The organism is Ruania suaedae, from assembly GCF_021049265.1.
Taxonomy (GTDB): Bacteria; Actinomycetota; Actinomycetes; order Actinomycetales; family Beutenbergiaceae; genus Ruania; species Ruania suaedae.
Window position 1 is genome coordinate 1,396,325 of the sequence record NZ_CP088018.1, and the last position, 19,218, is coordinate 1,415,542.

Genomic DNA, 19,218 nt, shown 5'->3' on the forward strand with positions numbered 1-19,218 from the left:
CCGTCGTCGGGTGGCTGCTGAGGTGAGGACCGCGACCGACGGGTCGGGCGAGACCGCGACTGCGCATGCCATCGACGCGGTGCTCGACGCGGTCGTGGAGTCGATGGGCGGTGCACGCCGGGAGGGGCAGCACGCCATGGCGCGCGCGGTCGCCGACACCCTCGACGACGGCGCCCACCTGCTCGTCCAGGCCGGGACCGGGACGGGCAAGTCGCTCGCCTATCTCGTGCCCACCCTCGCCCGCGCCGTCGGCTCCGGCCAGCGTGCCATCGTCTCGACCGCCACCCTGGCGCTGCAGCGCCAGGTGATCGGGCACGACCTCCCGCTCGTGGCCGACGCGCTGGCCGAGCACCTTCCCCGGGCCCCCGAGGTCGCCCTCCTCAAGGGCTGGCACAACTACGTGTGCAAGCACAAGCTGGCGGGCGGCTACCCCGAGGACGAGGAGGGAACGCTGTTCTCGGCCACGGAGGCGGCGCCGTCGGCGGCGGAGGAGCACCCGGGGCAGGCGGCGGTGGACGACTCGCTCGGCACCCAGGTGGTGCGCCTGCGCGAGTGGGCCGCCGAGACCGAGACCGGCGACCGCGACGACCTGGTGCCCGGCGTCAGCGAGCGGGCGTGGCGGCAGGTCTCGATCACCTCGATGGAGTGCCTGGGGCAGAAGTGCCCGCTGCTGGCCGAGTGCTTCCCCGAACGCGCGCGCACCGCCGCCCGGGAGGCGGATCTGGTCGTGACCAACCACGCGATGCTCGGGATCGCTGCCTCCGGCTCGCCCAAGGTGTTGCCCGAGCACGAGATCCTCATCGTCGACGAGGCGCACGAGCTCGGCGACCGGGTCACGGCGCAGGCGACGGTGGAACTCTCGGCCGCTGTGGTCGAGCGCACCGCCCGGACGGCTCGCCGTCACGGCGGCATCGCCCTCGCCGGGATGGACGACGCCGCCGCCGAGCTGCGCACGCTGCTGATGCAGGTGCCCGAGGGCCGGCTGCCGGCGGGTCTGCCCTCGGAGCTGACCGGCGTCGTGCGCTCGGTCGCCGACGCCGCACGCGAGGGTATGTCCGCGATGAAGGGCGAGGGCAAGGGGGAGGCCGCCGGTGGGGTGACCATGGCCAAGAGCGCGCTGCTGGTGCTCTTCGAGGTGGCGGACCGGCTGCTCTCGGACCGGGTGACCGACAAGACCGATGTGCTCTGGTGCGAGCGCGGCCGCCGACCGGGGGAGGCCTCGCGACTGATGGTCGCACCGCTGGACGTCGCGGGACCGATCGCCGGCGAGCTGCTGGCCGGACGCAGCGCCGTGCTGACCTCGGCCACCCTCGCCCTCGGTGGCACCTTCGAGGCCACTGCCGGCGCGCTGGGCCTGCGCGCCGGCAGCTACCGCGCCGAGTCGGTGGCCTCGCCGTTCGACTACGGCCGGCAGGGGATCGTCTATGTGGCACGGCACCTGCCGCCGCCGGGACGGGACGGGACGGACGAGCGCGTGCTCGACGAGATCGAGGCACTGGTGGCCGCGTCCGGAGGCGGCGCCCTCGGGCTGTTCTCCTCACGCCGCGGCGCGCAGCTCGCGGCCGAGGCGATGCGCGAGCGGCTGGACACACCGGTCCTGCTGCAGGGCGAGGACGTGCTGCCGACGCTGGTGCGGGAGTTCGCGGCCGATCCCGCCGCCTCGCTGTTCGGCACGCTCTCGCTCTGGCAGGGGGTGGACGTCCCGGGGCAGTCGAGCCGGCTCGTGCTCATCGACCGCATCCCCTTCCCGCGTCCCGACGACCCGGTCAAGGCGGCCCGGGCCGAGGCCGTGGCTGCCCGCGGCGGGAACGGCTTCATGGCCGTCTCGGCCACCCACGCCGCGCTGCTGCTCGCCCAGGGCGCGGGCCGGCTGATCCGCTCGACATCCGATCGTGGGGTGGTCGCGGTGCTCGACCCGCGCGTGCGCACCGCACGCTACGGAACCTTCCTCACCGCGAGTCTGCCGCCGCTGTGGCCGACAACCGATCGTGACGTGGTGCTGGCCGCCCTGCGACGACTGGCGTCGTCGTGAGCGCGGGCGCGGGCACGATCGCCGTCGTCGGAGCCGGTGCGGTGGGCGCCACCTACGCCTATGCGGCTCTCATGCACGGCGTGGCGCGGCGGGTGGTGCTCTACGACGTCGACGGAGCCAAGGTGCGGGCGGAGGCGCTCGACCTGGCACACGGGATCGAGTACGTGCCGATGGGCAGCGTGGAGGGATCGGACGAGATCGACATCTGTGCCGGCGCGGATCTGGTGGTGGTGACTGCGGGCGCCAAGCAGCACCCCGGGCAGAGCAGGATGGACCTGGCCGGCACGACCGTCGCACTGATGCGGACGCTGCTGCCCGGCCTGGTCCGGGTTGCTCCCGACGCCGTCTATCTGATGGTCACCAATCCGGTCGACGTGGTCACCTACGCCGCCCAGCAGATCTCAGGACTGCCACCGGCCCGGGTCCTCGGCTCGGGCACCGTGCTGGACTCCTCCCGGCTGCGTTACCTCGTCGCGACCGCCTGTGGTGTGGCCGTGCGCAACGTCCACGCCTACGTCCTCGGTGAGCACGGGGACTCGGAGGTCGCGATCTGGAGCTCGGCGACCATCGGGGGCGTGCCCGCTCGTGAGCTCCCCGAACTCGGTGCGTCGGTGCGCGACCGCCTCGCACGGGAGGTGGTCGAGTCCGCCTACCGCATCATCGAGGGCAAGGGCGCCACCAACTACGCGATCGGTCTCGCTGCCACCCGCATCAGCCAGGCCATCCTGCGCGCCGAAGGTGCCGTGCTGCCCGTCTCCGGCCTGCTGGAGGGATACCACGGGATCTCCGGGGTCTGCCTCTCCGTCCCGTCGGTCGTCGACGGCACGGGTGTGTCCCGTCAGCTGGAGATCCCCCTCGATGACGCCGAGCTCGCGGCACTGCGGGCCAGCGCGGACTCGGTCCGGGAGACGGCGCGGCGCTGCGGGCTCTGACTGCCGGCCGGCGCCGTGCTCAGAGCGAGCGCAGCACGCTCACGACCCGGCCGAGGATCTCGGCGTCGGTGCCGTCGATCGGGCTGTAGGCGGGGTTCGCGGGGAGCAACCAGAGCGCCTCGGACGTGCGCTTGAGGGTCTTGACGGTGGCCTCGCCGTCGATCATGGCGGCGACGATCTCACCGTTCTCGGCCACCTTCTGCTGCCGGACCACCACCCAGTCGCCATCACAGATGGCGGCGTCGATCATCGAGTCACCGACCACCTTGAGCAGGAACAGGTCACCCTCGCCGACGAGCTGGCGGGGGAGTGCGAAGACGTCCTCCACCGCCTGCTCGGCGAGGATGGGTCCGCCGGCGGCGATCCGGCCGACCACCGGGACGTAGGTCGCGCGCACATCGGCCTGGCCACCGTCGTGCAGGGTCAGCTCCTCCGGCTCCGCCGCGACCTCCTGTGCGTCATCGGGGTGGATGATCTCGATCGCACGGGTGGAGACCGGGTCCCGGCGCAGGTAGCCCTTCTTCTCCAGCAGGTGCAGCTGGTACTTCACCGACGACGGGCTCGCCAGTCCGACCGACAGGCCGATCTCCCGCATCGTCGGCGGGTAGCCCTTCTTCTCGAGGCTCGTGCGGATCGAGTCCATGATCTTGCGTTGACGCGGGCTGAGCCCGTCCGGTCCAGGACGGTCCTTCGGGTCTGATTTCGCGCGGCTCACGGCGTCCTCCAAGGGGCCTCGGGTCTCGACGGTGGAGTCGATGTCGGTGGTCGGTGGTGTGCTCTCCAGAGTCGATGTTCACCCTACGGCGAGCGTCGCAGCATCGGAAACATCTGTTCGACTGGCGTGTCGACAACTGTCGCACATGCGTGCTACGGTCGCAACAGATGTTCGACGAACGAGTGTTCGATGCCAGCTGGCTCGAATTGCTCCCGAGAGCACGATCGAGAGGAGAGCGCAGATGAGCGCCCTTGCCCTTCCGACCCCGGAGTTTCGCCCCGCCCCCGCCCGTCCCCGCCACCTGGTGGCGGTACCGGAACTCGTGCCGGCGCCCCCAACGCAGGATGCGCGGTCGTCGGCTGACGCCGCCACCGGCCCTGCGCGGCTGACGCGCCGCGGGCAGGTCGTCCTCAGCCTGCTGGCGTTCGTCGCGGCGGCCGCGCTCGGGTCGGCGCTCGGTCTCGCGCTTCCTGCTGACGAGTCCGCACCGGCTGCGGTGGCGACGGTCACCGTCGGTGCCGGCGAGAGCCTGTGGGTGGTGGCCGAGGGCGTGGCCGCGCCGGGTGAGGATGTCCGCCCCGTGGTCGAGCAGATCATGGCGCTCAACGGACTCACGGACTCGACCGTGCACACCGGCCAGCAGCTGAGCGTGCCGGCGGCGGGATGACGTCGTGCCCGTGACGGCCCGTCCGTGGCGGTCCGCCCGTGCCTGCACGCGGACGGCCGGGTCCTGTCCGCCGCTGCCCAGATCTAGTAGTTACACTAGTGTGACTGCCGCAGATCTTGGGTTCTTGCGGCCTCGTCTCGACGAGAGGTATCCCGACCGGTGCACTGTCCGTTCTGTCGCCACGGCGACTCGCGCGTGGTCGATTCGCGCACGGCGGACGACGGCGCCTCCATCCGCCGCCGGCGGCAGTGCCCTGAGTGCGGGCGGCGGTTCACGACCGTCGAGAGCACGAGCCTGAGCGTCGTCAAGCGTTCCGGTGCCGTGGAACCGTTCAGCCGGGACAAGATCATCGCGGGTGTGCGCAAGGCCTGCCAAGGCCGCCCGGTCTCCGATGACGATCTCGCCCTGCTCGCCCAGCAGGTCGAGGAGGCCGTCCGCTCGACCGGCGTGGCCGAGGTCGACGCGCACGAGGTCGGCCTGACGATCCTCGGCCCGCTCCGGGCGCTGGACGAGGTGGCCTATCTGCGCTTTGCGAGCGTGTACCGGTCCTTCTGCTCGCTGGAGGACTTCGAGGCAGCGATCACTGCGCTGCGAGAGGACCGGGCGCAGGCCCGGTCCCTGCCCTGAGACGGCCGTCGGTGGCTCGGGAGGGGAAGCCCGGGCCACCGACGGCGACACCCCGGGGAGGCTCCCGGCGGCGCGGTGCCGGGCTCAGAGCCGGCTGGACCTGTTCGCCCAGATGTTCACGCCGCCGTCGTGAGCGTGCTCGTCGATGGCGGCCAGTTCCTCGCGCGTGAAGTCCAGGTGGTCCAGCGCGCCGAGCGTGTCATCGAGCTGGTCCACGCTGGAGGCCCCGATCAGCGCGGTGGTGATCCGTGGGTCGCGGAGCACCCAGGCGATGGCCATCTGCGCGAGGGTCTGGTTGCGTCGCTCGGCGATGGCGTTCAGCGCCCGGATGCGGGCCAGGTTCTCCTCGGTCAGGAACGAGGTGCGCAAGGGCCCCTCGCCCGCTGCGCGCGATCTCTCCGGGATGCCGTGCAGGTACTTGCGGGTCAGCATCCCCTGGGCGAGCGGCGAGAAGACCGCGGCGCCGAGGCCGACGTCGTCGAGCACGTCCAGCAGGCTCTCCCCGCTCCCGTCCGGCTCCTCGACCCACCGGTTGATCATCGAGTACGAGGGCTGGTGGACGACCAGGTCGAGACCGATCCGGCTCGCCACCGCCATCGCCTCACGGGTCCGCGCCGCCGAGTAGGAGGAGATGCCTGCATAGAGTGCCTTGCCGGAATCGATGGCGCTCTTGAGCGCGCCGAGCGTCTCGTGCAGCGGTGTGGTCGGGTCGAAGCGGTGGCTGTAGAAGATGTCGACGTAGTCGACCCCCAGCCGCCGCAGCGAGGCGTCGAGCGAGGCGAGCAGGTACTTGCGCGAGCCGCCCTCACCGTACGGGCCGGGCCACATCCGGTATCCGGCCTTGGTGGCCACGACGAGCTCGTCCCGGTGGGCCCGGAGTTCGCCGGTGAGGAGCCGGCCGAACACGGTCTCGGCGGCACCGGGCGGGGGCCCGTAGTTGTTGGCGAGATCGAACTGGGTGATCCCGCGATCGAAGGCGTGGAGCACGATATCGCGCTGGGTCTGCAGGGAGCGGTCCGTCCCGAAGTTCTGCCAGAGTCCGAGGGAGATGGCCGGCAGGTCGAGGCCGGACCGGCCGCAGCGGCGCCACGGCATCGAGTCGTAGCGCGAAGGTGCGGCGTGATACGGCGTCGTCATGCCACGATGCTATTTCCCTGGTGGTAGCCGAGCATCCGGTGCACGCTGGGGGAGGGCCGAGTACCGCCGTCCGGGCCCGGGCCGACCGGCCCCTCAGGGCGCGACGACAGGAGGACCTGTGGCACACGCACCGCATGCAGAGGAGGCCGGCGCGCCCGAGCGGGAGGATCCGATGGCAGCGGCCAAGGCTCGGATGCGCGAGGCGCTCGACCGCAAGGCCGAGCGTGACCACCCGAGCGCCCAGGGCGCGCGCAACACCGGCCAGGTGCACGGACCCGAGGTCGAGGGCAGCGGGGGTCGGCGAGTCTTCCGCCGCAAGTCCGGCTGACCGACCAGCTCCCGGGCCCGGCGTGGGTCCGGGAGCGTGCGTCTGTGCGTCTGTGCGTCTGTGCGTCTGTGCGTCTGGGTCTGTGTGTCTGTGTGAGTGTCAGTCCTCGGCCCCTGGACGCAGCGCGCGAACGCGGATCGTCGCCTCCATGGCCTCCAGCCGGGCGATCGTGTCCGCCGGCAGGTCGCTGCCGACGTCGGTGACGACGTAGCCGGTCGAACCGGATGTGCTCAGGGTCTGACGCTCGATGTTGACCCCCGCGCTCGAGAGCGTCTGGTTGACCGCCGCCAGCACGCCCGGGACGTTGTGGTGCAGGTGCGCGATCCGCAGCGTCTCCTGATCGGGCCGGTCCAGAATGAGGGCGGGCAGGTTCACACTGAGCGCTGTGGCCCCGTTCTCGAGGTAGTCGCGCAGCTTGCCGGCCACGAACGTGCCGATGTCCTGCTGAGCCTCCTCGGTCGACCCGCCGACATGCGGGGTGAGGATCACGTTCGGCAGGTCCCGCAGCTCGGAGTCGAACGCGTCGCCCTGGCTCTTGGGCTCGTGCGGGAACACATCGACCGCGGCACCGGCGATGCGGCCCTCGAGCACCTCCCGGCGCAGCGCGGCGTAGTCCACCAGGAACCCGCGGGAGAGATTGAGGAAGATCGCGCCGGCCTTCATACGACCGAACTGGCCGGCCCCGAACATCCCGGCGTTCCCGGCGCGGCCGTCGACATGGAGCGTCACCACGTCGGCCTCGTCCAGCAGCGCGTCCAGGCTGGGCATCCGCCGTGCATTGCCCAGCGCCAGCTTCTCGGCGGTGTCGTAGAAGATCACCCGCATGCCGAGCGCCTCGGCCACGACCGAGAGCTGGGTGCCGATGTTGCCGTAGCCGACGATGCCCAGCGTGCGGCCGCGCACCTCGTGGGCGCCGCTGGCGGACTTGTCCCAGATCCCGGCGTGGAGCGACTTGTCCTTCTCGGTCAGCCGCCGGGTCAGCGCGATGATCTCGGCGAGCGCGAGTTCGACCACCGATCGGGTGTTCGAGAACGGGGCGTTGAACGCCGCCACGCCCGCCTCGGCCGCAGCGCGCAGGTCGATCTGGTTGGTGCCGATGCAGAACGCGCCCACGGCCAGCAGGTCAGGGGCGTTCTCGAGCACGCGCTGGGTGAGGTTGGTCTTGGACCGCAGGCCCAGAACCTGGACGCCACGGAGCGCCTCGATCAACTCGTCCTCGTCGAGCGCACCGGGCCGGGTGCTGACGTCGAAGCCGGAGCCCTGCAGAAGTTCACTGCCGAGGTGATGGATGTTCTCGAGGAGGAGTGCCTTGACCACGGCCCCATCGTGCTCCTGCCGGCGCCGAAGTCCCAATCGTTCTCAGGTGCTGGACGCCTCGAGGCCCGCGGGCAGCGGCTCGGTGTGGACCATGTGCAGCCGACGGGTCGGGCGTGTCATCGCCACGTACAGGTCGCCGGGCCGCCCGGCCTCGGCGAGGATGCGCGCGGGCTCGGCCAGCACCACGACGTCGAACTCGAGCCCCTTGCTCGCCGTCGGATCGAGCACCACGACCTCCTGGGTGAGGTCGATCCGCCCATGTCCGCCGAGCGCGTCCACGACGGCGGAGCGCAGCCCGGTCGGCACGATCACGGCCAGGCGGCCGCCGTCGAGGCGGGCACGCTCCTGGGAGACGACGTCGGCGAGCGTGGTCAGCAGGTCCTCGGCTCGGGAGACCGCGACGGCGTCCGGCACCTCACGTGCCGAGGTGACCGGCGTCGGGGGATGGTCGGGGTCCGCAGCAGTCATCATGGCGCGGGCGGCCGCCATCACGCTGGCGGGCGTGCGGTAGTTCACGGTGAGCGTCGAGGTGCGGTACCGGCCGCGCAACGGGCGTTCCAGCATCTGTGACCAGCTGCGTGCACCGGAGCGGCTGGAGGTCTGCGAGACGTCGCCGACGATCGTCATCGAGCGGGTGGGGTTGCGCCGCAGCAGGGCGTGCCACGCCATCGGTGAGAGCTCCTGGGCCTCGTCGATGACGACGTGCCCGTAGGTCCACCGGCGGTCGGCCAGGGCCCGCTCGGCCGTGGTCAGCTCCGGACCCGAGGAGGAGAAGCGTTCGGCGACGGTCTGGGCGTCGATCAGGCCGTCGCCGGCCCCGGACTGCTCCAGCATCTCGCGCGCGTACTCGACATCGGCCTCACGCCGGCTCTGATCGGCCTGTGATCTGGAGCGTTCCGCCTCGTCGTCCTCACCGATGCGTTCGGCCGCCTCGTCCACCAACAGCACGTCCGCCGGCGTCCAGGGTTCGCCGCGCCCGCGCTCGAGCAGCCGGCGATCCCGGGCGGACAGCCGGGGCGCGGCCTCGGCGAGCCGGTGGGGTTTGGCGTAGAGGTCCTCGAGGAGACCGGTCGCCGACAGCGGCATCCAGCACAGGTTCAGGGCGATCCGGACATCGCGCGAGCCGCGCAGCTCCTCGATGATGTCGGCGCGGTCGTCCTCTCCCACACCCGGCACCTTCTCCGAGTACTGCGCGGCCAGCGACGAGAGCATGTGACGCACGAATGTCACCCGGGCCACATTGTGCGGGGAGCGCGTGCGGCGGGCCCGCTCCTGCGCCCGGCGCACGTCGTCCTCGAGCAGGCGCAGCCGGACCGAGCCGACCACGAGGTCCCGCTCGGGCAGCACCCGCTGGCGGGCACGGACGGCTGCCGCGATGATCGAGCTCCACTCACGGCGGCCCTTGATCTCGGCGACCTCGTCGCTCTCGGTGCCGGTGGCGTCGATCCCCGGCACCAGGTCCGCCATCGTGATCGCGACCACGCCGGTCTCGCCGAGGGAGGGCAGGACCTTCTCGATGTAGCGCAGGAACACCCGGCTCGGCCCGATCAGCAGCACTCCGGAGCGCTCGATCCGCTGACGGTGGGCGTACAGCAGGTAGGCCGCGCGGTGCAGCGCGACCGCGGTCTTACCGGTGCCCGGCCCGCCCTCGACAATCAGGACGCCGTCGAGCCCGGAACGGATCACCGCGTCCTGCTCGGCCTGGATGGTGGCGACGATGTCGCCCATGCGTCCCGTGCGCTGGGCGTTCAGCGCCGAGAGCAGGGCGCCCTCGCCGGACAGCACGACGTCGGTGTCTGCGACGGCGTCCAGATCCAGCACGTCGTCCTCGATGCCGACCACCTGGCGGTCCTTGGTCTGCAGGTGCCGGCGCAGCACCACGTCACCGGGATGGGCGGCCGTGGCCTGATAGAAGGCGCGCGCGGCCGGCGCACGCCAGTCGGTGAGCATCGGCACGTGCTCGGCGTCGGAGAGGCCGAGGCGGCCCACGTAGCGGCGCTCGTCCCCGGCCAGGTCGAGCCGGCCGAAGACGAGGCGCTCCTCGACCGCGTTGAGCTGGGCGAGCCTGTCCTCGTACAGAGTGGCGAAGGCGTCCCGCTCGGAGCGGTTCTGGTGACTGCCCGTCGCGCCCGTGCGGCGCACCGCGCCGAGACGGGTGCGGGTGTGCTCGCGCAGGTCGTCGAGACGTGCGTAGACGCGGTCCAGATGCTCCTGTTCGAGCCGGTGAGCCACCGAGGAGTCCGCCGAGGCAGGATCGGGCACCGCATCGCTAGAGGCCACGTATCGGCGCTCCCTTTCGTGCTCGGGTCGTGAGGCGACGATCTATTATCCACGATGACGCCGGGCTCTCGGGCGCCCGGCGGCGACCGGCGCGGCAGGGTTTCGCTGCGGGTGAACGAGGGAATCGTGAGCACCCGGCCACTGTTGCCGCGTGCAGTCAATGGACGTGCTGGGCGAGGCGAAGGATGAGGATGAGCGATCCCCGGGAGCTGTACCGCGTGGTCGAGGACCCGCCGGAGTTGCACGAGGACGAGTCACCGGTGCTCGTGCACGCCATGCAGGGTTCGATCGATGCCGGCCACGCCGGGCACCTGCTGGCGCGCCACCTCACCGAGAAGCTGCCGTCGCGGCGGCTGCTGGAGTTCGACGTCGACCGGCTGGTGGACTACCGCTCGCGCCGGCCCGTCATGACCTTCGACGAGGGCACCTGGACCGAGTACGACCAGCCCGAGCTCGTCGTCGACCTCGTGCGTGACGACGACGGCGCCCCGATGCTCCTGCTGCACGGGATGGAGCCGGACCTGCAGTGGGAACGATTCGTGCGTGCCGTCGGCACGGTGGTCGAGGACTACCGCGTGGGGTTGACCATCGGCGTGCACGGGATCCCGATGGGCGTGCCGCACACGCGCCCACTCACGGTGACCGCCCACGCCTCGCGCGGGGAGCTGATCGAGGCCTACCCCAACTACTTCTCCCGGGTGCAGGTACCCGGCAGCGCCGCAGCGCTGCTCGAACTGCGGCTCGGCCAGGAGGGGCGCGATGCGATGGGCTTCGCCGTCAACGTGCCCCACTACCTGGCGCAGTCGGAGTACCCCCAGGCTGCCGCCGAACTGGTCCGGCACGTCACGCGCGTGTCCGGGATGAGCCTGCCGGTGGGTGACCTGGAGGCGAGTGGCGCGCAGGTGCGAGGCGAGGTCGACCGCCAGGTGTCGGAGTCGGAGGAGGTCACCGCCGTCGTCCGGGCGCTGGAGCGCCAGTACGACTCCTTCGTGGAGGCCTCCGACGACGAGACGCGGCAGGCGCTGCGACCGGCGATGGAGGAGTTGCCCAGCGCCGAGGAGCTCGCGGCCCAGTTCGAGGCCTTCCTGGCCGGCCGGGAGGAGCCCGACGGCGACCGGTGACCCTGCCGGCCTGCCGGCCTGCGTGCTGGTCACGGTGATCGACGCCGGACAGTGGCGATCGGACGCGGGTGCGTGCCAGAATTTCGTCGTTGCAGACGTTTCACCACGTACGACCCGGGGCACGCGCCTGGCGGTGCGGGTCTCACGGCCGACCGGCGGTCCACCGTCGGCCGACCGCGCTGGCGTGCGGCGAAGCATTGCGGCACCACCAGCGGTGGGCACAAGGGCCCGCCGACCCACGTCCCCGGAAGGACATGCACGACATGGCACAAGGAACCGTCAAGTGGTTCAACGCGGAGAAGGGCTTCGGCTTCATCGCCCAGGACGGCGGCGGCGACGACGTCTTCGTCCACTACTCCGCCATCCAGTCGGACGGCTACCGCACCCTCGACGAGGCGCAGCGGGTGGAGTTCGAGATCACGCAGGGTCCGAAGGGCCCCCAGGCGGAGAGCGTCCGCGCCGTCTGAGCGGATCGACGCCGGTGGCCCGTACCCGAGTCGGGTGCGGGCCATCGGCGTCTGCGGGTGCAGCTAGGACGCCGGCGGCGCGCTCGGGTCCCGCAGCGGTGGGAAGGTGCCCACGAGTTCGCCGAGGCGCCCCCCGACCAGCAGTGTCGCCGGCACCGGCAGCGTGCGCATCCGCCGGTCGAGGGACGCCTCCGGTAGCGGCGACATCGAGGCGATCACCACGAGGTTGCCGTAGCGGCGGCCCTTGAGGACCGCAGGTTCGGCGACCACGGCGACGTGCGGGAAGACCTCGAGCACGGTGGCCACCTCGCGACGGGCGTGGTCCAGCGGCGGCCGGTCGGCGGTGTTGAGCAGGTACACGCCGTGGGCGTCCAGGGCCGCCGCGGCGGCCTGGGTGAACTCGACCGTGCACACGTGCGCGGGTGGTCGCCGCTCGGCGAACACGTCCCGGACGATGACGTCCTTGCTCCCGGGATGCACGCCCTCGATCGCCTCCCGCGCGTCCGCGACGCGGATCCGCAGCGCCGGCGAGCGCGGCAGGTCGAACCACTGCCGGACGTACTCCGCGAGCCGGGCATCGATCTCGACGGCCAGCTGGCGCGAGCCCGGCCAGGTGGCGTCCACCGCGCGGGGGAAGGCACACCCCGCGGCACCCAGGTGAACGGCCCGCAGCCGGGCGCCCGGGTCGAACATCTCCTCCAGCGCGGCCATCATCTGTTGCATGTACTCGAACAGCAGCCGGCGGGGGTCGGCCAGGTCGAGATGGGAGCTCTCGGCCCCGTCGAGCAGCATCATCACGCCCGTCGGATCCGCACTGTCGGTGGTCAGCTCTACCGTGGTCATCGAGGTCGGGACGGGACCTGCCGGCAGTGCCTGCACCGCAGCGGTCCCCGTCGAACGCGCGGGGGTGGACGAGCCCCCGCGGCGGGAGGCGGAGCGTCGCGGCATGGACACGACGGTACCGCCCCGCACCTCACCCGCCAGAACGACAGCCCTTGACTCCGGTCGAACCGATGTTCGATAATGGAAGGGCGGTCGACGAGGAGCACGAGCGGCAGGAGGTCCCGCCATGGTCGGAACGACAGCAGGGCAGTTGCTGCGCCGAGCGCAGCTCGAACTGGGGCAGGTCCACTCGGACGGCGATCTGGCCGGCTCCTTCCTGCACGCCCACATGGCGGCGCTGCGCGCGGGCGCCGCGGTGCTGGCCCTCCACCCCGGCCACAGCACCTCACGCTCACGCCGCCGGCAGGTGCGCAGCGTGTGGGAGCAGCTCGGCGAGTGCGGACCCGAGTGGGAGCCGTGGGCTGCCTACTTCGCGCAGGGGGCAGCGGTTCGGGCAGCGATCGAGACCGGGCGGCCCGTGGACCTGAGCGCGCACCATGTCGAGGAGGTGGTCGCCGCGGCCACCGACCTGGTCGATCGTGTCGCCCAGGTCGCGCGCGAGCGACAGCCCAGCGCCCCGGCGTTGGCGTCATGACCGGGGCCCGGCGGTGAGCCGTGCACCGCGGAGTGCCGACGCGCGACGCGACTGGGGAGCGGACGACTCCCAGACCCCGATCCTGCACGTGGACATGGACGCGTTCTTCGCCTCGGTGGAGCTGCTGCAGCGGCCGGAGCTGCGCGGCCGGCCGGTCATCGTCGGCGGGCGCCACCGGGGGGTGGTCCTGGCGGCGACCTACGAGGCCCGGGCGAGCGGAGTGCACTCGGCGATGCCGATGACGCGCGCCCGCGTGCTGTGCCCGCAGGCGATCGTGATCCCGCCCGACCACGGCAGGTACCGCGAGATGTCTCGCGGCGTGATGCGCATCCTTGGTGACATCACCCCGGTGATCGAGCCGCTGGGCATCGACGAGGCGTTTCTCGACGTCTCCGGTGCCCGCCGCCGGCTCGGGCCCCCGGCCGCGATCGCCCAGGCGCTGCGCGCCCGGATCGCCGAGGAGCTGGGACTGCCGGCATCGGTGGGGATCGCCTCGACGAAGTTCGTGGCGAAGCTCGCCTCGAGCCATGCCAAGCCCGACGGGATGCTGCTCGTGCCGCGCGCCGCGACGGTCGGGTTCCTGCATTCGCTCCCGGTCGGGGCGCTGTGGGGGGTCGGTGAGAGAACCGAGGCGCACCTCGCTCGGCTGGCGATCCGCACGGTCGCCGACCTGGCGCACACCCCCGCCGACACCCTGCGAGCGGCGCTGGGGGAGTCCGGTGGCCGGCGGCTGCTCGATCTGGCGTGGGGCCGTGACCCGCGCGCGGTCGAGCCGGTCCGGCGCGAGAAGTCGATCGGTCATGAGCAGACCTTCGCCGAGAATCTGCGCGCCCGTGGAGATCTGGACGCCGTCCTGCTCGACCAGGCTCACCGGTGTGCCGCCCGGCTCCGATCAGCCGAGCTGCTCGCCGGCGGTGTCGCGATCAAGGTGCGCGACGCGGACTTCACCACCCTCACCCGCTCCCGGGCGCTGGACGCTCCCACGGATGTGGCCCACGAGCTCTATCGCCTCGCACGCCAGCTCCTCGCCGGGGTCTCGGTCCCGGCCGGAGGTGTCCGGCTGCTCGGCCTACGGTGCGAGTCGCTCACCGAGGCCGCCCGCACCGCCGTCCAGGTCAGGCTCGACGATGCCGGCACCGAACGGCGCGATGCCGAGGTGGCGATGGACCGTATCCGGCAGCGGTACGGACTGTCCTCGCTGACGGCTGGATCTCTTCTTCCGGTCCCAACTACCGAGAATGCTCGCGGCGACTTATCCTGATACGAAGACGAACCCCCGCAGGTGGGGGTACCTGGAACCGATCGGGAGGTGCGATGCCTCTCTCCGAGTACGAGCAGCGCGTGCTGGAGCAGATGGAGCAGCAGTTGCGCTCCGACGACCCCAAGCTGGCGAACGCGATCTCCGGCACGGCTGTGCGACGTCCGCGCAATGTCGTGCTCGGGACGCTTCTCGGCCTGGCGGGCGTCGGAATGTTGGTCGCGGGCGTGGCGACGTCCTACGTCATCCTGGGCATCGTGGGATTTCTGGCGATGTTCGCCGGTGTGATGCTCGCGATCTCGCGCCCACGCGGAGCTGCTGCGCACGAGACGCACGAGAGCAACGTGCGTCCCTTGAAGCAGAAGACGGACGGATCGTTCATGTCCCGGCTCGAGGAACGCTGGGACAAGCGACGCGACGACAGCGGCTGACCGGTTCCCCGGCGGCTGGCATAGCCGAGTGCAGCGGTGCCCGTCCCCGACGGCCATCGCTGCGCTCGGTGTCGCCCGGATCTCGCTAACGCGTGGGCGTCAGCCCTGCGCCGATCGTGCGCACCCAGCCGGTGATCTGCTCGCTCGGGGTCTGCGTCTGTTCCCGGCCGTAGCGCTCGGCCTCGACCGCGCGGGCGAACTCCTCCAGTGCCCGGGCCCCGGCCGGGTCGAGGACGCCGTGGCCCGCATGGGCGATCGCGCGGGGCGTGCTCTGGGCCGTGACCTCGACGCCGGCTCGCTCGAGCCGAACGAGGGTGCGCCGCCACGCGGGCTCGATTCCGGCCCGTCCCAGCGCTGCGCGCCGCCCAAGCCACAGGCTCGCCACCGCGGCGCCGAGGCTCAGGACCAGGGCCGCCGCCAGGGCCCACCACTGCTGCAGATCCGCCGAGCGGGCGCCACCCGAGGGCGTCTCGGCCCCGGCCTGCGGGTCGTCCTCCTCCGGGGTCTCCTCGGCCGGTTCCTCCGGGTCCTCCGCGGGGGGTGCGGACGGCTCCTGGGCCTCGGCCGGCTCCTCCGTCTGCTCCTCGTCCTGCTCCGGCGCCCATTCCGGTGCCGTCCCGGTCTGCTGGGAGGGCGTGGGCTCGAACCGGACCCATCCGCTGCCCGGGAAGTGGATCTGGGGCCATGCGTGGGCCGAGTGCGAGCCGATCGCACCGCCGTCGTCGGTGCCGCTGCCGGGGAGGTAGCCGATCGCGATCCTGCTCGGCAGGTCCAGGCTGCGGGCGAGCATCACCATCGTGGTCGCGAACTGCACGCAGTAGCCGCGACGATCGTTGAGGAAGTCCCAGACGGCGTCGGTCGTGCGCACTCCCGTGACCGACTCCGTGTAGGTGAACTCCGCCGGATCGCGCAGGTAGTTCTGCAGCGCCAAGGCCTCCTCGTAGGCCGTCTCGGCGCCGGCGTCCTCGACGATCTCGCGCGCGAGATCGCCGATGTCCTCCGCGTACCCGGTTCCGGGAAGCTCGAGCAGCTCCGGCTCGGCCTGCTCAGCGCGAGGGTCGGATCTGCGCAACAGCTGCGGGTCCAGGTCCCGCCGGTGCAGCGTGACCTCGTAGGTGAGCGAACTGCCCGGCTCGGCGCGGTCGACCTGGAGCTCGTCCGCGCCGGGATCGTAGCTGGTGCCGTCCGGCGCCGACACGGTTCGTGGCTCCCCGGGCAGCAGCAGACGGTCCTGACGCAGATCGCCGACGGTGATGGTGACGCTCTCGCCGGAGGTGCGGCTGACCGGCTCGGGCCAGAGCAGCTGGCGCTCGTCCTCGACCGGCAGAACCTCGTCGGTGGCTTCCCGGCGACGGTCCCACGTCGATCCGTCGAACTCGGTCATCGTGTAGGCGTGCAGCGGGCCCAGTTCCTGTGGGGACATGCCCGTGTAGGTGATCACCTCCTCCTCCGAGCGCCGGAGCAGGTCGTCGCGCAGGTCGAGCCCCAGCTCGAGCCGGGTGAACTGTGCCTGTCCGAGCTCGGCCGGGGTGTGGATGCGGACCGGGTTGGGTAGGGCCGCCATCGAGGGGGCGACCACCAGCGCCAGGACCAGGCTGACCGCGAGGCTCGCGCCGGTGGCGATCGGCCATGCCGGGACACGGCGCCGTCCGCCTGAGCCGCCTGGCCCGTCCGCACGGGTCGCACGTGCCGCGCGCTGCGGCGCAGCCGAGGTGGCGAGGACCGCCAGGAACGCCGCCCCGTTCGCTGCCAGCAGCACCGGCCCCACCCGGGCGTCCAGCAACACCGGGACGCACCACAGCGCCAGCACCGGCACCATCGACCACACGGGTGCGCGGCATCCCACCGCCACGAGCTCGGCGAGCAGGAACGCGAGGAGGGCGCCGGCGACCACCAGCATCCCCACGCCCTCCTGATCGGTGATCGGGGGCAGGACCACCTGTGTGTGAGCGATCGCCTCGCGTACGAGGCGATCGAGGTAGGCGATGCTGTCGGCGTCCGGGACTCCTGGCACCGCCGCGACCTGGCGCGAGTACCAGCCGTGCACCACTGCTGTTCCCAGCACCAGCGCGGCGAGGGTGGGCACCAGCACGCGGCGGGTGCGCGAGCGCAACGCCACCAGCACGGCGGAGACGAGCACGAGCACGATCACCAGCTCCGGTGCCCACAGCGAGACCGCGACCAGGCTGGACATGGTGGCGGTGCTGGTCAGGATCAGCGCAGCGACGGCCGCCGTGCGCGCGAGGCCGATCACGCGTGGCTCCCGAGCAGATCTGCCCATGCGTCGTCGGCGGCGGTTCCCGGGCCGGCGACGCGCACGGCCCAGCCCGCACCCGCCAGGATGGTCGCTGCGTCGTGCCGGTCATCGGTCAGGAGCGCCATCCGCCGACCCGTCCATGCGCTCAGGGCCGTCGCCGTCTCGGGCGAGGGGGCGCGCAGGGCGGCCAGGCAGAGGGCTGCCCCGGACTCGGAGGGCAGTGCGGCGGTGGAGGCCGGGTGCTGTGCGCGCGCGAAGACGTCGAGCGCGGTGGCGGTGTCGGCGATGGTGACGCTGTCGGTGGCGACCGTGCCCCCCGCGCGGGACCACGTCGCGGTGGTGCGCACCCGGAAGCCGTACTCGATCATGGCGACCGTCATCGACGCCGCCGCGCCGACGAGCCACTCGGTCCCGGTGGCAGGCCCGCTCGGCTCGGCCGGTCCGACGTCGAGCACGAGGGCGGCCACCTGGTCCTGCGTGGGCTCGTCCTGGCGGGTGAGGAGTTCGCCGTGGCGGGCGGAGGCCCGCCAGTGCACCCGGCGCAGATCATCACCGGGGCGGTACTCGCGGAGGGTGAGATCGTCCGGGGTGCGATCCGGGCGGCCGGCCGCCGCGTGGGCCGAGAGACGGTCGGCCCACGCCCGCACGAGTCCGCTCAGATCGGTCAGGGCCGGCCACACGATCAGGTCGTCGCGACCGGGCGCCGCGTATCTGCTGCGGGCGAGCCGGAGCGGATCGTTGCGCACGATCACTGCCGGACCGATCGAGTAGACGCCGCGGACCGGGGGCCGCATCAGGTAACCGTTCGCCGTCGTCGACTCGCGGTTCATCCCTGCCGGGATGCGCTCGCGCAGCGACGTCCACGCGTCGGAGCCGCGGCTGCCGGCCCCCAGCTGCACCTGGACGAGATCACCCGCGTGGGGCCGTCGGGGTTCGATGGTGCGCACCAGGTCCGGCCGGGGGCCGATGATCCGCCGCCCTACCAGCCAGACGATGCTCACCACCGGAGCGGTCAGTGCGAGGGCCGCCAGCGTGGCGATCTCCGGCGACCTCATCGCGGAGGCGAGGAAGGCGAGGCCGGCCCCGGCGATCAGCAGACCTGCCCCTCGTGCGGTCGGGCGCATCAAACCTACCGGTGGACCGGGACGGACGAGGTGACCTCGGCGAGGACGTCGTCGACGCCGGTGTGCGCCAGGCGTGCCGCGCGGGTGAGCATCACGCGGTGCCCGAGCACCGGCTGGACCAGGGACTGCACGTCGTCGGGCAGGACGAAGTCGCGACCGTCCATCAGAGCGACGGCGCGCGCGAGCGCCATCAGGTGCAGGCCGGCGCGCGGTGAGGCCCCGAGCGAGAGCGAGGGGTGCTCGCGGGTGGCACGAACGAGGTCGAGGACGTAGCGCAGCACCTGGGCAGAGGCATGCACGGCCCGAGCGGCACTCACGGCATGCCGGACGTCCTCGAGGGAGAGCACCGGCTGCACGCGGGTCAGGGGATCGCTCTCCCCACCGGTGGTGAGCAGGTCCAGCTCGTCGGTGGCAGGCGGATAGCCGATGGAGATCTGTGCCATGAAGCGATCCCGCTGTGCCTCGGGGAGGGCGTAGGTGCCCTCCATCTCGACCGGGTTCTGCGTGGCGATGACCATGAACGGCCGCGGCAGGTCGTGCGTGGCGCCGTCGACGGTGACCTGGCGTTCGGCCATGCACTCGAGCAGTGCCGACTGGGTCTTGGGGGAGGCCCGGTTGATCTCGTCCCCGATGACGACGGTGGCGAACACGGGGCCGGGATGGAAGTCGAACGCCCCCGTCTCCTGGCGGTAGACCGTCACGCCCGTCAGATCCCCCGGCAGCAGGTCCGGCGTGAACTGGACACGTCCCACCGACCCCTCCACCGACGCCGCCAGGGCCTTGGCGAGAGTGGTCTTGCCCACCCCGGGCACGTCCTCCAGCAGCAGGTGCCCCTCCGCCAGGAAGGTTGCGATCGTCGTCCGGATCGCGTCCGGGCGTCCCCGCACCACGGTCTCGAGCGCGTCCCGGAGACGGGCGATCGAGAGCGCGGTCTCGGTCAGTGTTCCCTGCTCGGTCATGGTCCGAGGGTACGGGGCCACCGCCCGCCCCGTGGGACACGGGAGGGCCGGCTGTGGCTGCAGTCGGCGCGAGGGGGTCAACCCGCGGT

At 72.0% G+C, this 19,218-nt stretch carries 18 protein-coding genes; 10 read left to right on the forward strand and 8 right to left on the reverse strand.

The window, feature by feature from the left end:
* Nucleotides 1-103: 103 nt before the first annotated feature.
* Together LQF12_RS06400 and LQF12_RS06405 are read left to right on the forward strand one after the other, a co-directional pair.
* Nucleotides 104-2,032 carry an ATP-dependent DNA helicase gene (locus LQF12_RS06400; protein WP_231055544.1) on the forward strand — a complete coding sequence of 643 codons (1,929 nt, stop codon included), beginning with the start codon at nt 104-106 and terminating at the stop codon, nt 2,030-2,032.
* Nucleotides 2,029-2,964 (forward strand): L-lactate dehydrogenase, encoded by a 936-nt coding sequence (locus tag LQF12_RS06405; protein ID WP_231055134.1) that lies wholly within the window; start codon nt 2,029-2,031, stop codon nt 2,962-2,964. The genes LQF12_RS06400 and LQF12_RS06405 overlap by 4 nt, the downstream gene beginning before the upstream one ends.
* Before the next feature lie 19 nt (nt 2,965-2,983).
* Here the strand turns inward: LQF12_RS06405 and lexA are convergent, their stop codons facing one another.
* Nucleotides 2,984-3,607 carry a transcriptional repressor LexA gene (gene lexA, locus LQF12_RS06410; RefSeq protein ID WP_231055135.1) on the reverse strand — a complete coding sequence of 208 codons (624 nt, stop codon included), beginning with the start codon at nt 3,605-3,607 and terminating at the stop codon, nt 2,984-2,986.
* Between the two features lie 313 nt (nt 3,608-3,920).
* On the opposite strand from lexA, the gene LQF12_RS06415 reads away from it, so the two are divergent.
* Both LQF12_RS06415 and nrdR read left to right on the forward strand, forming a co-directional pair.
* Nucleotides 3,921-4,346 carry a LysM peptidoglycan-binding domain-containing protein gene (locus LQF12_RS06415; protein ID WP_231055136.1) on the forward strand — a complete coding sequence of 142 codons (426 nt, stop codon included), beginning with the start codon at nt 3,921-3,923 and terminating at the stop codon, nt 4,344-4,346.
* A 159-nt stretch (nt 4,347-4,505) separates the two neighbouring features.
* Nucleotides 4,506-4,973, forward strand: coding sequence for a transcriptional regulator NrdR (gene nrdR, locus LQF12_RS06420; protein WP_231055137.1), 468 nt, complete (start codon nt 4,506-4,508; stop codon nt 4,971-4,973).
* Between the two features lie 84 nt (nt 4,974-5,057).
* Here the strand turns inward: nrdR and mgrA are convergent, their stop codons facing one another.
* Nucleotides 5,058-6,110 (reverse strand): L-glyceraldehyde 3-phosphate reductase, encoded by a 1,053-nt coding sequence (gene mgrA, locus LQF12_RS06425; protein WP_231055138.1) that lies wholly within the window; start codon nt 6,108-6,110, stop codon nt 5,058-5,060.
* 118 nt (nt 6,111-6,228) lie between these two features.
* Between mgrA and LQF12_RS06430 the strand changes: the two genes are divergently transcribed.
* Entirely contained in the window at nt 6,229-6,438 is a 210-nt protein-coding gene (locus LQF12_RS06430) for a DUF5302 domain-containing protein (protein ID WP_231055139.1), read from the forward strand.
* Nucleotides 6,439-6,537: 99 nt separating this feature from the next.
* On the opposite strand, the gene serA is transcribed toward LQF12_RS06430, so the two are convergent.
* Both serA and LQF12_RS06440 read right to left on the reverse strand, forming a co-directional pair.
* Nucleotides 6,538-7,755 carry a phosphoglycerate dehydrogenase gene (serA, locus tag LQF12_RS06435; RefSeq protein ID WP_231055140.1) on the reverse strand — a complete coding sequence of 406 codons (1,218 nt, stop codon included), beginning with the start codon at nt 7,753-7,755 and terminating at the stop codon, nt 6,538-6,540.
* Nucleotides 7,756-7,797: 42 nt separating this feature from the next.
* A complete protein-coding gene (locus tag LQF12_RS06440; protein ID WP_231055141.1) occupies nt 7,798-10,035 on the reverse strand; it encodes a HelD family protein in 2,238 nt (745 codons plus the stop codon).
* Nucleotides 10,036-10,226: 191 nt separating this feature from the next.
* On the opposite strand from LQF12_RS06440, the gene LQF12_RS06445 reads away from it, so the two are divergent.
* Together LQF12_RS06445 and LQF12_RS06450 are read left to right on the forward strand one after the other, a co-directional pair.
* On the forward strand, nt 10,227-11,156 hold the full coding sequence (locus LQF12_RS06445) for a proteasome assembly chaperone family protein (RefSeq protein ID WP_231055142.1): 930 nt from the start codon (nt 10,227-10,229) through the stop codon (nt 11,154-11,156).
* A 263-nt stretch (nt 11,157-11,419) separates the two neighbouring features.
* Entirely contained in the window at nt 11,420-11,623 is a 204-nt protein-coding gene (locus tag LQF12_RS06450) for a cold-shock protein (RefSeq protein WP_231055143.1), read from the forward strand.
* A 63-nt stretch (nt 11,624-11,686) separates the two neighbouring features.
* On the opposite strand, the gene LQF12_RS06455 is transcribed toward LQF12_RS06450, so the two are convergent.
* Nucleotides 11,687-12,571, reverse strand: coding sequence for a spermidine synthase (locus tag LQF12_RS06455; RefSeq protein WP_231055144.1), 885 nt, complete (start codon nt 12,569-12,571; stop codon nt 11,687-11,689).
* 121 nt (nt 12,572-12,692) lie between these two features.
* Between LQF12_RS06455 and LQF12_RS06460 the strand changes: the two genes are divergently transcribed.
* From LQF12_RS06460 to LQF12_RS06470, 3 genes are all read left to right on the forward strand, one after another.
* The gene (locus LQF12_RS06460; protein WP_231055145.1) at nt 12,693-13,100 is read left to right on the forward strand and encodes an SAV_6107 family HEPN domain-containing protein; all 408 of its coding nucleotides are present in this window, start codon (nt 12,693-12,695) and stop codon (nt 13,098-13,100) included.
* A 13-nt stretch (nt 13,101-13,113) separates the two neighbouring features.
* Nucleotides 13,114-14,361, forward strand: coding sequence for a DNA polymerase IV (gene dinB / locus LQF12_RS06465; protein ID WP_231055146.1), 1,248 nt, complete (start codon nt 13,114-13,116; stop codon nt 14,359-14,361).
* Between the two features lie 80 nt (nt 14,362-14,441).
* A complete protein-coding gene (locus tag LQF12_RS06470; protein WP_231055147.1) occupies nt 14,442-14,789 on the forward strand; it encodes an SCO2097 family morphological protein in 348 nt (115 codons plus the stop codon).
* 85 nt (nt 14,790-14,874) lie between these two features.
* On the opposite strand, the gene LQF12_RS06475 is transcribed toward LQF12_RS06470, so the two are convergent.
* Genes LQF12_RS06475 through LQF12_RS06485 form a run of 3 tightly spaced genes read right to left on the reverse strand, consistent with a single transcriptional unit; the run spans nt 14,875 to nt 19,129 of the window.
* On the reverse strand, nt 14,875-17,043 hold the full coding sequence (locus tag LQF12_RS06475; RefSeq protein WP_231055148.1) for a transglutaminase TgpA family protein: 2,169 nt from the start codon (nt 17,041-17,043) through the stop codon (nt 14,875-14,877).
* Entirely contained in the window at nt 17,040-18,170 is a 1,131-nt protein-coding gene (locus LQF12_RS06480; RefSeq protein ID WP_231055149.1) for a DUF58 domain-containing protein, read from the reverse strand. The genes LQF12_RS06475 and LQF12_RS06480 overlap by 4 nt, the downstream gene beginning before the upstream one ends.
* Nucleotides 18,171-18,175: 5 nt before the next feature.
* Complete coding sequence (locus LQF12_RS06485) at nt 18,176-19,129, reverse strand: AAA family ATPase (protein WP_231055150.1); 954 nt, start codon at nt 19,127-19,129, stop codon at nt 18,176-18,178.
* Nucleotides 19,130-19,218 lie beyond the last annotated feature (89 nt).